Origin of the sequence: Arthrobacter sp. PAMC25284, assembly GCF_019443425.1 — a bacterium.
Lineage (GTDB): Bacteria > Actinomycetota > Actinomycetes > Actinomycetales > Micrococcaceae > Arthrobacter > Arthrobacter oryzae_A.
In genome coordinates this window covers 2,285,965-2,299,633 of sequence record NZ_CP080382.1, presented here as the reverse complement: position 1 = coordinate 2,299,633, position 13,669 = coordinate 2,285,965, and the positions used below count along the sequence as shown (strand labels likewise).

The 13,669-nt window shown below is 65.1% G+C and carries 10 protein-coding genes and 1 pseudogene; 10 read left to right on the top strand and 1 reads right to left on the bottom strand.

All coding sequences use genetic code 11. The annotated features are described in order from the left end of the window. Positions 1-37: 37 nt before the first annotated feature. From KY499_RS10645 to KY499_RS10635, 3 genes are all read left to right on the top strand, one after another. Entirely contained in the window at positions 38-1,417 is a 1,380-nt protein-coding gene (locus KY499_RS10645; protein WP_123256630.1) for an MFS transporter, read from the top strand. A 98-nt stretch (positions 1,418-1,515) separates the two neighbouring features. After that, the gene (locus KY499_RS10640) at positions 1,516-2,265 is read left to right on the top strand and encodes a 3-hydroxybutyrate dehydrogenase (protein ID WP_123256631.1); all 750 of its coding nucleotides are present in this window, start codon (positions 1,516-1,518) and stop codon (positions 2,263-2,265) included. A 108-nt stretch (positions 2,266-2,373) separates the two neighbouring features. Then, positions 2,374-3,345 (top strand): NAD(P)-dependent alcohol dehydrogenase, encoded by a 972-nt coding sequence (locus tag KY499_RS10635; protein WP_219885372.1) that lies wholly within the window; start codon positions 2,374-2,376, stop codon positions 3,343-3,345. 13 nt (positions 3,346-3,358) lie between these two features. On the opposite strand, the gene KY499_RS10630 is transcribed toward KY499_RS10635, so the two are convergent. Beyond that, positions 3,359-3,835 (bottom strand): protein-tyrosine phosphatase family protein, encoded by a 477-nt coding sequence (locus tag KY499_RS10630; RefSeq protein WP_258190715.1) that lies wholly within the window; start codon positions 3,833-3,835, stop codon positions 3,359-3,361. Between the two features lie 114 nt (positions 3,836-3,949). Between KY499_RS10630 and KY499_RS10625 the strand changes: the two genes are divergently transcribed. From KY499_RS10625 to KY499_RS10595, 7 genes and pseudogenes are all read left to right on the top strand, one after another. Next, complete coding sequence (locus KY499_RS10625; RefSeq protein ID WP_258190714.1) at positions 3,950-4,837, top strand: IclR family transcriptional regulator; 888 nt, start codon at positions 3,950-3,952, stop codon at positions 4,835-4,837. Positions 4,838-5,008: 171 nt separating this feature from the next. Continuing rightward, positions 5,009-6,713: pseudogene (locus tag KY499_RS10620) on the top strand (urocanate hydratase). Positions 6,714-6,793: 80 nt separating this feature from the next. After that, entirely contained in the window at positions 6,794-8,383 is a 1,590-nt protein-coding gene (gene hutH / locus KY499_RS10615; RefSeq protein ID WP_219885371.1) for a histidine ammonia-lyase, read from the top strand. Positions 8,384-9,035: 652 nt separating this feature from the next. Continuing rightward, positions 9,036-11,030, top strand: coding sequence for a bifunctional diguanylate cyclase/phosphodiesterase (locus KY499_RS10610; protein WP_219885370.1), 1,995 nt, complete (start codon positions 9,036-9,038; stop codon positions 11,028-11,030). A gap of 207 nt (positions 11,031-11,237) precedes the next feature. Continuing rightward, on the top strand, positions 11,238-12,347 hold the full coding sequence (locus KY499_RS10605) for a DUF475 domain-containing protein (protein WP_219885369.1): 1,110 nt from the start codon (positions 11,238-11,240) through the stop codon (positions 12,345-12,347). Between the two features lie 167 nt (positions 12,348-12,514). Beyond that, positions 12,515-13,000, top strand: coding sequence for a TerD family protein (locus KY499_RS10600; protein WP_308813034.1), 486 nt, complete (start codon positions 12,515-12,517; stop codon positions 12,998-13,000). Between the two features lie 29 nt (positions 13,001-13,029). After that, complete coding sequence (locus tag KY499_RS10595) at positions 13,030-13,611, top strand: TerD family protein (RefSeq protein ID WP_123256639.1); 582 nt, start codon at positions 13,030-13,032, stop codon at positions 13,609-13,611. Positions 13,612-13,669: the final 58 nt, after the last annotated feature.

Genomic DNA, 13,669 nt, shown 5'->3' with positions numbered 1-13,669 from the left:
CACAGCGCCTGTCAACGTGGACACCAAGGAGAACGACATGAGCGTAGACGCACGCTCTGCAACGCCCCCCGCCCCCGCATCCGGGGGATCGGGCCTCAAGAAGATCGTCGCCGCCTCGATGGTCGGTACCGTCGTCGAATGGTACGAATTCTTCCTCTATGCCACCGCCGCCACCCTGGTGTTTGGCAAGTACTTCTTCCCTGCCACCGGTAACGAACTGGACGGCATTATCCAGGCGTTCCTGACCTACGCTGTCGGCTTCGTGGCCCGGCCTCTGGGCGGCATTGTGTTCGGCCAGATCGGCGACAAGCTCGGCCGCAAGCCTACTCTGCAGCTCACCATCATTATCATCGGCGTCTCCACCTTCCTGATGGGCTGCCTCCCGGGCTTCGCCGAGATCGGCTACCTTGCGCCGGCCCTGCTGGTCGTCCTTCGCTTCATCCAGGGGTTCGCCCTGGGCGGTGAATGGGGCGGCGCTGTGCTCCTCGTCGCCGAACACAGCCCGAAGGAATCCCGCGGGTTCTGGTCCAGCTGGCCCCAGTCGGCCGTCCCGGTGGGCAACCTCCTCGCCACCCTGGTCCTGTACATCATGTCCAGCGTCCTGAGCAGTGCCGACTTCCTGAGCTGGGGCTGGCGCGTGGCGTTCTGGCTCTCCGCCGTGATCGTGTTTGTTGGCTACTACATCCGCACGCACGTTTCCGAATCGCCGATCTTCCTGGAGACGAAGGCGAAGATGGAGCAGGAGCAGACCGCCAGCTTCGGCGTCGGCGAAGTCATCCGCAAGTACCCCAAGGGAATCCTGCAGGCAATGGGTCTCCGCTTCGGCGAAAACATCATGTACTACATCGTGGTCAGCTTCGCGATCGTTTACCTCAAGTCGGTCCACAAATATGACACCTCCTCGTTGCTCTTCGCCCTGCTGATCGCCCACGTGATCCACTTCCTGGTCATCCCGCAGGTCGGCCGGCTCGTCGACAGCTGGGGCCGCAAACCGGTCTACATGGTGGGTGCAATCGCCGGTGCCACGTGGCCGTTCTTCGCTTTCCCGATGTTCGATACCCGGAACCCGGTGATCATCGTCCTGGCCGTGACGCTGGGCCTGTGCATTCACGCCTTTATGTACGCCGGCCAGCCGGCCATCATGTCCGAGCTCTTCCCGACGCGGATGCGTTATGCGGGCGTTTCGCTGGGATCCCAGGTCACCTCGATTTTCGCGGGCTCGCTGGCGCCGCTCCTGGCCACCCAGTGGCTTAAGGACACCGGGTCCTGGGTTCCAACCGCGATCTACCTCGTGGTCGCCTGTGCTGTGACCGCTGCCGCCGTGTTCAGCCTGAAGGAAACCAAGGGCATCGCACTGGAGGAAGTGGACCGGGCCGACGCTGAACGCGAAGAACTCGCACTGGCCTCCGTCCGCTGAACCCGATGAGCCGCTGCGGCCGGAACGGTCCGGCCGAACCGGAAAATCGAAGATCAAGCATCGAAGATCATGAATTGAACGAACGGAAGGGCTGGGTAATGGAGAACTCGCTGGATGGACGCAAGGCCCTCGTGACCGGCGGGGCCGGGGGAATCGGGGCTGCCAGCGTGCGGGCCCTCGCGGCACGCGGCGCCAAGGTCGTCATTGCGGATGTGGACGAAGCCGCCGCCGCGGCTCTCGCCGATGAGGTGGGAGGCACATCCTGGGCCGTAAACCTGCTCGATGTGGACGCGCTCCAGACGCTCAGCCTGGACTGCGACATCCTGGTGAACAATGCCGGGATCCAGCGGATCAGTCCCATCGAGGACTTCAACCCGGCTGATTTCCGCCGGATCATTACGCTGATGCTTGAGGCTCCGTTCCTCTTGATCCGTGCTGCACTGCCCCATATGTACGCCAACGGCTTCGGCCGCATCATCAACCTGTCCTCGGTCCACGGGCTGCGGGCCTCGCCGTTCAAGAGCGCCTATGTCTCTGCCAAGCACGGCCTGGAAGGGCTGAGCAAGGTGACGGCGCTGGAGGGCGGCGCGCGCGGCGTGACGTCCAACTGCATCAACCCCGGCTACGTCCGGACCCCGCTCGTTGAGGCGCAGATCGCGGATCAGGCCAAGGTGCACGGCATCCCGGAGTCCGAGGTACTGGCCAAGATCATGCTGACCGAGTCGGCGGTCAAACGGCTGGTGGAGCCGGAAGAGGTGGCTTCGCTCGTGGCCTGGCTCTCGTCCGATCACGCGGGCATGGTCACAGGGGCCAGCTACACCATGGACGGCGGCTGGTCCGCCCGGTAACCCCACCGGTCCGCAGGCGCGGTCGTGGCCGGAAGCAGCAGGCACTTGACTCCTGCACGGGACTTGCCGAAGCTGGGCGGATCGGGTTGGTTCCGGGCAGGGAGCGGCATGCAGGCGATCATCCAGGACGTGTACGGTTCCACTGACGTGCTGCAGCTTCGGGAGGTCGCCAAGCCGGTGCCGGGTGATGACGACGTGCTCATCCGGGTCCAGGCCGCCGGAGTCGATCACGGCGTCTGGCACCTCATGACCGGCCTTCCGTATCTCACACGGGCCTTCGGGTTCGGGTTGATGAAGCCGAAAAGCGGCATCCGCGGACGTGATGTTGCGGGTGTTGTGGAGGCCGCCGGGAAGAACGTCGGCGGGTTCAGGCCAGGTGACGAGGTGTTCGGTACCTGTGAAGGATCCTTTGCCGAGTATGTGTGCGCCAAGGAGGGCATGCTGGCGCCGAAGCCGGCGAACCTCAGCTTTGCGCAGGCCGCCGTCGTTCCCATCTCGGCCGGGACCGCGCTGCAGGGGCTTCGCGACAGCGGGCATGTCCGGGCGGGGCAGGACGTCCTGGTCATCGGGGCTGCCGGAGGAGTCGGTGCGTATGCCGTGCAGCTTGCCAAGGCCTTCGGTGCGCGGGTCACCGGTGTGTGCAGCACCGCGAAGACGGATCTGGTCCGCTCTATCGGTGCCGACCATGTCATCGATTACCAGCGTGAGGACTTCGCAGGCGGCGGACAGCAGTACGACCTTATTCTCGATACCGCAGGCAACCGCCCGCTCCCGGTCCTGCGGTGTGCGCTCAAACCGACGGGAACCCTGGTCATCGTCGGCGGTGAAGGCGGCGGGCGATGGACCGGTGGATTTGAACGTGCGCTGCGTGCAGCGGTGCTGTCCCTGTTCGTGGGTCAAAAGCTCAAGGGGCTCATTGCAGCCGAGCGCGCGGCGGACCTTCGGTTCCTGGCCGGATTCATCGAAGCGGGCCAAGTCACTCCGATCATTGATAAGAGCTATGCATTGGCCGACGCGCCGGCGGCCATCCAGTACGTGCACGAAGGCCGCGCCCGGGGGAAAGTGGTTATCACGCTGTAATGCCGGTGTCCCGTCAGCGGCCCCCGGCCCGGAAGCGGGTGATGTAGCGGTGCTGCCACGGTGTTTCGACCGTCCGACGGCGGTACTGCTGGCGGACGAATGCCACCGCCTGGTCCGGCGGAATTCCTTCCAGGATGGCGATGCAGGCCAGTGCGGTGCCGGTCCGGCCGCGGCCGCGCCAGCAGGCGACTTCGACACGCTCCGTGGCGGCACGGTCCCACGCCTCGCGGAAGGCATCCAGGGCTTCGAGGTCATCCGATGGCAGCCTCAGGTCCCGCCAGGGCAACCATCTGGACTCCCATTCCACCGGAGGGGGAGGAACGCCCAGCAAATACAGCCCGAAATCCGGAAGCGGTCCGGCAGGCACGCGGTGGCGCAGGCCCCGCCCGCGGATTCTCCGGCCAGATGGAAAAACCACGACGCCGTCCTGGGATTGTTCCCACAGCTGTCCCATGGGCACGAGCGTAGCCGTTCCGCGAGCGGCAGGCATGGCCATTAGTCTGGTATCCCAGACATTTCAACCCGGCCGGTCTGACCAATGAGTGCTGCGAGGGCGCATGCTTGAGTACGGGATACCGGACGCCGCCCGCTGAAAAGAGGATGTATGCCAGCCGTGAGTACCGCCGCCGTGTTACCGGCCGCCGCGCCAGAGTCCGCCGCGGACTCTGCCGCTGGCGTTCCTCCGCGCCCGCGGCCCGTGAAGCAGGCGTCCAAGGTTCCGGCGGCGGAAAATACCTTGCGCATCCTCAAACTGCTCGCCTCCAAGCGCGGGCCGATGGCCGCGTCGAACATCGCCGCGGCGCTCGGGTTGCCGCGCTCCAGCGTCTACCACCTTCTCGGGGTGATGGAGGCGAACGGCTTTGTGCTGCACCTGCACGAGGAACAGCGCTATGGCCTGGGCATCAGTGCCTTCGAACTCAGCTCCGGCTATTCGCGCCAGGAACCGCTGTCCCGGCTGGGCCGGCCGCTGCTTGCCTCGCTCGTGGACGTGATTGGCGAAAGCGCCCACCTGGCCGTCCTGCACGGCCGTGACGTGCTCTATATCGTGGAGGAACGGGCCAAGAACCGGCCATCCCTGGTGACCGACGTCGGCGTCCGGCTGCCCAGCCACCTCACCGCCAGCGGCCGGGCAATCCTCGCCGCGCTGCCGAAGTCCCAGGTCCGGGCGCTGTACCCGAACACCGCCGCCTTCACCGCCCGGCACGAGACCGAATCGCCGATCATGAAGTACTCGGTGCTCTCCTCACACCTGGACCAGGTCCGGCAGCGCGGCTACGCCACCGAACACGGCGAGGTGACGCCCGGGTTCGGCTCGATCGCCGCCGCCGTCACCGACCATGCCGGCTGGCCGACGGCAGCCGTGGCCGTGACATTCCTCGAGGACAAGCTGCCCGCAGATCAATGGCCGGCCCTGGCCGCACGGGTCCAAAAGGCCGCCGACGAACTCTCGCTCCGGATCCACGGCAGACCGGGATCCAACCAGCCCGCATGAGATGCCCGTCCGGGCGCGGCCGGAGCCAGGTCCCGAACGCCGGTCGGGTCTGGAATCCCGGACAGCACCCGGCTGAAGGCCCTGTTTCCGGGGCGGCGCACAGGCTTTAGTTGAAACAGAAGATCTTCCCGGACCGCACTTAACAAGCGCACTAAACACGAAGGAGCCCTCATGGCACCCGCCGACTTCACCACCGGTGCCCGCCCGGTCAAAGCGGCCCGCGGCACCGAGCTCACTGCCAAGTCGTGGCAGACCGAAGCCCCGCTGCGCATGCTGATGAACAACTTGGACCCCGAGGTTGCCGAACGCCCCGATGACCTGGTGGTCTACGGCGGCACCGGCCGGGCCGTACGGTCCTGGGCCGCGTTTGATGCGATCACCCGCACCCTGGAAACGATGGAAAAAGACGAGACCCTCCTGGTCCAGTCCGGCAAGCCCGTCGGCGTCTTCCGCACCAACGAATGGGCGCCCCGGGTGTTGCTGGCCAACTCCAACCTCGTCGGCGACTGGGCCACCTGGCCGGAATTCCGGCGACTCGAGGCCGAAGGCCTGATGATGTACGGCCAGATGACCGCAGGATCCTGGATCTACATCGGCACCCAGGGCATCCTGCAGGGCACCTTCGAGACGTTCGCCGCAATTGCCCGCAAGCTCACCGGCAACGAGGAGGGCACACTCGCCGGAACGCTGACCCTGACCGGCGGCTGCGGCGGCATGGGCGGGGCCCCAGCCGCTCGCCGTCACCCTTAACGACGGCGCCTGCCTGATCGTCGACGTCGACGAGACCCGCCTGCGCCGCCGCGCCGGAAAACGCTACCTCGACGAGGTCGAAACCGACCTCGACGCCGCCATCGCCAAGGTCCTGGCAGCCAAAGAGGAGCGCCGCGGCTGGTCCGTCGGATACGTCGGGAACGCCGCCGAGGTCTTCCCCGAAATCCTTCGCCGCCACATGGCCGGCGAACTCACCGTGGACATCGTCACCGACCAGACCTCCGCCCACGATCCGCTGAGCTACCTCCCGGAAGGCATCACCGTCGCCGAATGGCACCGCGAGTCCTCCGCCGATCCGGAAGGCTTCACCAAAAAGGCCCAGGCCTCCATGGCCAGGCAGGTTCAGGCCATGGTGGAATTCCAGGACGCCGGCGCCGAGGTCTTCGACTATGGCAACTCGATCCGCGATGAGGCCCGCAAGGGCGGCTACAAGCGCGCCTTCGAATTTCCGGGATTCGTCCCGGCATACATCCGCCCGCTGTTCTGCGAGGGTCTCGGCCCGTTCCGCTGGGTGGCGCTCTCCGGCGATCCGGAAGACATCGCCGTCACGGATAAGGCCATCAAGGAGCTCTTCCCGGACAACAAGCACCTGCACCGCTGGATTAACGCCGCACAGGAACGCGTCGAGTTCGAGGGCCTGCCGGCCCGGATCTGCTGGCTCGGCTACGGCGACCGCGCCAAAGCCGGGCTGCTCTTCAACCAGCTCGTCAAGGAAGGCAAGGTCAAGGCCCCCATCGTGATCGGCCGCGACCACCTCGATTCCGGCTCCGTCGCCTCGCCCTACCGCGAGACAGAGTCCATGGCCGACGGGTCGGACGCGGTGGCCGACTGGCCGCTGCTCAACGCCCTGCTCAATACCGCCTCCGGCGCCACCTGGGTCTCCATCCACCACGGCGGCGGCGTCGGAATCGGCCGTTCCATCCACGCCGGCCAAGTGTCCGTCGCCGACGGCACCGACCTCGCCGCGCAGAAGCTCGAGCGCCTGCTGACCAATGACCCCGGCATGGGTGTCATCCGCCATGTCGACGCCGGTTACGACCGCGCCGTCGAGGTCGCCCAGGAACGCAGCGTCCGCATCCCCATGAACGAAGGAACCACGAAGTGACACTCCCCACGAACTCACTGACCACGCCCGTCCCCACCGGTTCCCGGCCTTCGCAAGCTCAGTCGGGGAACCCTGTTCGCGTGGCCCCGACCCACGAACCCCTCACCGTCACCCTGGGCTCCAGCGGCGTCACCCCCGAGGACGTTGTCGCCGTCGCACGCCACGACGCGAAGGTGACTGTGTCCCAGGATGCCCTGGACACCGTCGCCAAAGTCCGCGCCCACATCGACGAGCTCGCCCACAGCGACGTGCCCGCCTACGGCATCTCCACCGGTTTCGGGGCGTTGGCCAACCGGCACATCCCCAACGAACTGCGCACCCAGCTGCAAAAGTCGCTGATCCGCAGCCACGCTGCGGGCATGGGCCCGGCAGTGGAACGCGAAGTCGTCCGCTGCGTCATGTTCCTGCGGGCAAAAACCCTCGCCTCCGGCCGCACCGGAGTCCGGCCGGTGGTGTTGCAGACCATGGTGGACCTGCTCAACTCCGGCATCACGCCGGTGGTGCGCGAATTCGGTTCGCTGGGCTGCTCCGGCGACCTCGCACCGTTGTCCCACTGCGCCCTGGTCCTGATGGGCGAGGGCGAAGCCACCGGCCCCGACGGCGAACTGTATGGCGGCAAAGGCCGCCGCACCGTCGCCGAGCTTCTTGCCGCACACGGGATTGACCCGGTCACCCTGGCGGAAAAGGAGGGCCTGGCACTCGTCAACGGTACCGAGGGCATGCTTGGCATGCTGCTGATGGCGATCGCCGATGTCCGCCAGTTGCTGACGACGGCAGACATCACCGCCGCGCTCAGCGTCGAGGCGCTGCTCGGCACGGACCAGGTGTTCCTGCCGGAGCTGCACGCCGCGCTGCGGCCGCACCCCGGTCAGGCCGCCTCGGCCGACAACATGCTGCGGGTCCTGTCCGACTCCCCGATCGTGGCCTCGCACCGGGTCAACGACACCAAGGTCCAGGACGCGTACTCGCTGCGCTGCGCACCCCAGGTGGCCGGCGCCGTCCGCGACACCGTGGACCACGCCGCCCTGGTCGCCTCGCGCGAGCTCGCCGCCGCGATCGACAATCCGGTGGTGCTGCCCGATGGCCGGGTCAGCTCCAACGGAAACTTCCACGGCGCCCCGGTGGCGTATGTGCTGGACTTCCTGGCCATCGCCGTCGCGGACCTCAGTTCCATTGCCGAGCGGCGGACGGACCGGATGCTGGACCCGGCCCGCTCGCACGGACTGCCGGCGTTCCTGGCCGCGGACCCAGGCGTCGATTCGGGCCTGATGATTGCCCAGTACACCCAGGCAGGGCTCGTCTCTGACAACAAACGCCTCGCCGTCCCGGCGTCGGTGGACTCGATCCCGAGTTCGGCCATGCAGGAGGACCACGTGTCCATGGGCTGGCACGCGGCCCGCAAGCTACGCCGTGCCGTGGAAAACCTGCGCCGCGTCCTCGCGATTGAACTCGTGACGTCGGCCCGCGCGCTGGACATGCGAGTTCAGCTCTCCGGCGGGGAGCTCACGCCGGGGCCGGCGGGCATTGCCGTCATCGCGGCGCTGCGCGGCGTCGTCGACGGTCCGGGAACGGACAGGTTCCTGTCGCCGGAGCTCGAAGCGGCAGACGCCCTTGTCGCGTCGGGTGCCGTCCGGGCGGCGGCCGAATCCGCCGTCGGAATTCTCGCCTAAAAGTGAATATTCGGCATTGCAGATGACTAATTCCCGGCGCCCCCGGAATTCTTGGCGACACAATGGGCGGGGGCCCGGGAATTGTAGTAGAACTAAGCGTGTAGTGATTAAGCCCACACCAATGATGTTGTGGCAAAAGAACCAATACAAAGGGGTAGAAGTTCGATGAAAGCACGGGGGACGGTCATGTCCAGGCGGCTGGCACCAGCCGCAACAGTATCCGACTGGACAGGTCTCAAGGCCGGCGATCGGGTCGAAATTATCAAGCATGCACGCGTTTTGACAGCCGGTGAGGTCGAAGAAGTTTCACCCAGCGGCCATGTCCTTTGGCTCCTGCCGGAGTCCGGTTCAGCAACGCAGCAATTCCTGAAATCCGACGCCGTCCAGGTGCGGCGCAGCTAGCGCCGCCTGAGGGAATCGCCAGAAAGTCCCCGCCTTCGGGCTGCCTTCGCATCGAGCGGGGCGGGCCGGGGAGGGGACTTTCTGCGTTGATCGGGCAAATCTGTGGGTCGGGTAGCCGGCCGCTGACGGATTCCCGGATTCCGGCAAGGATTCCGGTAAATTCCGGGCTTCGACCCTTTACACGGCGGCGACAGCTGCCGATAGTTCCTTTGACGGCCGACCACCAGCCGGCATGCGACCGGAGGAATCGATGAGTGAACGACCAAAGGCACCAGCCGCGGACCGGACAACTTTGCACAGCCGCATCGCGAGCATCGTACTGGTCGCGGTTCTGGTCGGTGTCAGCAGCTTCGCCATCTGGTCATCCCAGGCGATGTCGCGGGCTGCCCACGCGGCGGACGTGGCGGCTATGCTGTCCGATCATTATGACCGGGCCGATCGCGCCGTCTCGGCGGAAGAATCATTGGAGCGCAAGTACCGGCTCGAGCCTGGCCCCGGGGTGCGGGAAAAATTCGATGACGTAGCCGCCGATCTGGTGCAGGCCCTGGATCTCGTCGCCGCCAATGGCAACCAGGCCGACCGTGCACGTGCGGAAGAACTTCGGTTGGACCATCAGGACTACCTCGCGTCAATCAAACGAATGTTCGATGCCGTCGACGCCGGCGACCTGGCCCTTGTCCTGGATCTTGACCAGCGGGAGACCGAGCCCCTTTTCGATGCCATAGCGGAGGCGGTTCACGGGGCCGCAGCCAGTCACCATGACGATGTCGTGGCGAAGCTCGCGGAGCTCCGGGAGCTGGAGACGCTCACCAGCCGGCTGACGCCGTGGGTTTTCATCGTGGGTCTGCTCCTGACAATGGCGATGACGTGGGTAAACCACGGCCACCGCAGGCTGCTGGATGCCGAGCGTCGCCAGGCGCTCCACGATTCGTTGCACGACTCCCTGACGGGATTGCCCAACCGCACCCTGCTCTTTGAGCGGTGCCGGCGGGCGCTGTCCGCCGCCGAACGCTCGGGAACCACAGCTGCGCTATTGCTCATCGACCTGGACAGGTTCAAGGAAATCAATGACACGTTCGGTCACCACTACGGGGACGAACTGCTCAAGCTGGTCGGTGACAGGATGTGCTCCGTGCTGGGGGAGGGCCAGACGATGGCCCGGCTGGGCGGGGATGAATTCGCTATATTGCTGCCGGAAATCGCAGATTCCGGGGCTGCCGTGGAAATCGGCTGCAGGTTGCGCGCCGTTCTCGAGGAGCCCTTTACGGTGGAAGGCGTGGACCTCGACGTCGAAGCCAGCGTCGGGGTGGTCCTTTCCGGTGAACATGGGAATGAACCCACGGTGCTGCTGCAACGCGCGGACGTCGCAATGTACATCGCCAAGACCCAAAACCTCGGTGTCTTCGCCTACGACCCGTCGGTGGACGCACACAGCCCGGCGAAGCTTGCCCTGCTCGGAGATTTGCGCCGCGCCCTCAGCAGCGGCCAGCTGGTTCTGCACTACCAGCCCAAGGTGAATCTGACGAGCGGGGAAATCGTCGGCGCGGAGGCACTCATCCGCTGGGAGCACCCCGTCAAGGGCCTGATTTCGCCGGATGCCTTCATCCCGCTGGCCGAGCACACTGGCTTGATCGGGCCCCTGACCAGCCACGTGCTGGACTCTGCGCTGGCTCAAGCCAGGATTTGGATCGACGCGGGAGCGCCCCTCACCGTATCCGTCAATCTCTCCGCCCGGAGCCTGCTGGACGACGGGCTGCCGCAGCAGGTCGCCGAGTCGCTGGCCAAACACCGGGTCCCCGCGGAACTGCTGGAGCTTGAGATAACGGAGAGCGCGCTCATGGCAGAGCCCGTTCAGGCCCAGCGACTACTGGCGATGCTCGCACTCATGGGCATCCGGCTGTCCATCGACGACTTCGGCGCGGGATACACGAGCCTGGGGCAGCTCAAGAACCTGCCGATCACCGAGATCAAGATAGATAAATCCTTCATCCTCAACATGGGCCTGGAGCCAAGCGATGCCCTCATCGCCCACAGCATCATCGACCTTGGCCACAATCTGGGTATGACTGTGCTCGCCGAGGGGGTGGAGACGGCCGAGGCGCTCAACCATCTGACTACCTTCGACTGTGACAGCGCCCAGGGCTTCTACCTCTGCCGGCCCGTCCCCGCAGCGGCCTTCGACGAGTGGCGGGACGCGTACCGGACTTCGGCGGACACCCGTGACGCGCACACAAGTGCCGGCTGACCAACGTCACGCGCGATACGGCAATCTGCGTTGGTCAGGCAACGGCTTCGCGTTGGCGGCTTTGCGCTGGTGGAGGACATCGCTGGATAGGGCCGGACCCGGCGGCTAAGATGGTTGCACGAAGTCTTGGGGGGATAGCTTCCGGGATGTTAACACCGTCGTGCGGTCCTGGACCGGTACGACCATCGCTCCAGGAGTTGTCCCAGCTTGTTCCTCAAGACATTCGGTTGGTCGTTCGCGGTCACTATCGTCGCACTGGTGGTGGCCTTTCTCTATGGCGGCCCCCAGGCGCTCATTCTCTGCATCATCCTGGGTATCCTCGAAGTCAGCCTGAGCTTCGACAACGCAGTGGTCAACGCCAGAATCCTGGAGCGGATGAATGCCTTCTGGCAGAAAATGTTCCTGAGCGTGGGCATCATCATCGCCGTGTTCGGCATGCGCATCCTCTTCCCGCTCCTGATCGTGGGGGTCACCGCCGGGCTGAATCCCGTCGACGCCATCAGCCTCGCCATGGAAAAGGGCGATCCGGAGACTCCGGGCAGCTACGGCTACGTCCTGCACGAAGCGCACCCGCAGATCGCGGCCTTCGGCGGAATGTTCCTCCTGATGCTCTTCCTGGACTTCATCCTCGCCCAACGGGACATCAAGTGGATCAGGATCCTCGAAGTACCGCTCGCGAAGGTCGGCAAGCTCGACAGCGCGTCCCTGATCCTCGGAATGATCGCACTGGCCCTAACCGGTGCCGTTGCCGGCGAGAAGCAGGGAATCGTTCTGTTCTCGGGGCTGCTTGGCATGATCACCTACTTCCTGGTTAACGGGCTCGGAAACCTCTTCGATGTGGGCGAGGACGATGTCATCGACGCCGTGGGCGCCGAATCTGGAGGGCGCTCGGGCCCCTCCGCTCCCGCCAAGCTGGCCGGCAAGGCTGCTTTTATGCTCTTCCTGTACTTGGAAGTCATCGACGCCTCCTTCTCGTTCGACGGAGTCATCGGGGCTTTTGCCATCACGTCCGACCCCATCATCATCGCGCTCGGACTGGGCTTCATCGGCGCCATGTTCGTCCGCTCCCTGACCGTCTTCCTGGTCCGCGAGGGAACGCTGGACGAATTCGAATACCTCGACCACGGCGCGCACTGGGCCGTTGGTGCGCTGGCAATCATTCTGCTGATCACCATCGAGATTCCCGTCAACGAAGTCATCACGGGCCTCATCGGCGTGATCTTCATCGGCGCCGCTTTGATCGGCTCCGTGCTGCGCAACCGGCGTGCGGCTGCCGAAGTGAAAAAACCGCAGGAATCAGCCAATACGACTATCTGACCGCTTCCGGCAGGCATCAGAGCACCTTTCATGACCAACACGATGGAAAGCGAGTAAATCATGGGTTTGAGTTTGCAAAAAGGCCAGTCACTGTCACTGACGAAGCAGAATGGTGACTCCCTGACCAACGTCCGGCTGGGGCCCTCGGCTGGGATTCCGCGGTTCCAGTGAAAAAAGGCTTCTTCGGCGGCACCAAAACTGTTGAGATCGATCTGGATGCCTCCGCCATCATGTTCGACGCCGCCGGCAAGCACCTGGATACAGTGTTCTTCAATCAGCTCACCAGCAAAGACGGTTCGGTCCGCCACACCGGGGATAACCTGACCGGCGCCGGCGACGGCGACGACGAGACCCTCATGGTGAACCTGCCCGGCGTTTCCCCGGCAGTGGCGAACATCGTTTTTGTCATCACGAGCTACAGCAAGCAGACATTTGACATGGTTCAGAACGCCTTCTGCCGCGTCATCGACGACTCCGTGGCCGGCAGCCCGGAAGTAGCGCGATACTCCCTTACCGAGGCGGGCCAGAACACGGCGATGATTATGTCGAAGCTCTCCAGGAACGGCAGTACCTGGAACTTCCAGGCGATCGGGGCGCCAGCCAACGGCCGCACCGCGGGCGAGGTACTCGGCGCGGCCGCCGCCGCTCTCTAAGTCTGAATTCACGCACCCAAGGAGGAAACGTGGCTAGCTTGACTCTGAGCAAGGGCAGCAATCTGTCCCTGACAAAGGCCGATCCGGGGCTCCGCAAGGCCATGATCGGCCTGGGCTGGGACCCCCGGACCACGGCGGGAGAACAGTTCGACCTCGACGCGTCAGCGCTGCTTGTCCGGGCTGACGGCAAGGTCCGCTCGAATGACGATTTCATCTTCTACAACCAGTTGTCAGCAGCGGACGGTTCAGTCGTGCACCAGGGCGACAACCGCACCGGCGAAGGCGACGGCGACGACGAGCAAATCCTGATCGATCTGGACGCCGTGGCCCCCGACATCCAGAAGATCGTCATTGTTGTTTCCATCGACCAGGCAGAGTCCCGCCGGCAGAACTTCGGACAGGTGCGGGACGCCTTCTGCCGCGTCGTCAATCAGGAGACCGACAACGAGGTTGTCCGCTACGACCTCACCGAGGACGCCGCCGCGGAAACCTGCATGGTCTTCGCCGAGATCTACCGCCACAACGCTGAATGGAAATTCCGTGCCGTCGGGCAGGGATACGCCTCCGGGCTGCACGGCGTGGCCACTGATTTCGGCATCTCACTGGACTAGCAACCTGGTGGTCCCGGACGTCCGGGACACCAGCCCCCACCACCCCACAGACTGAACC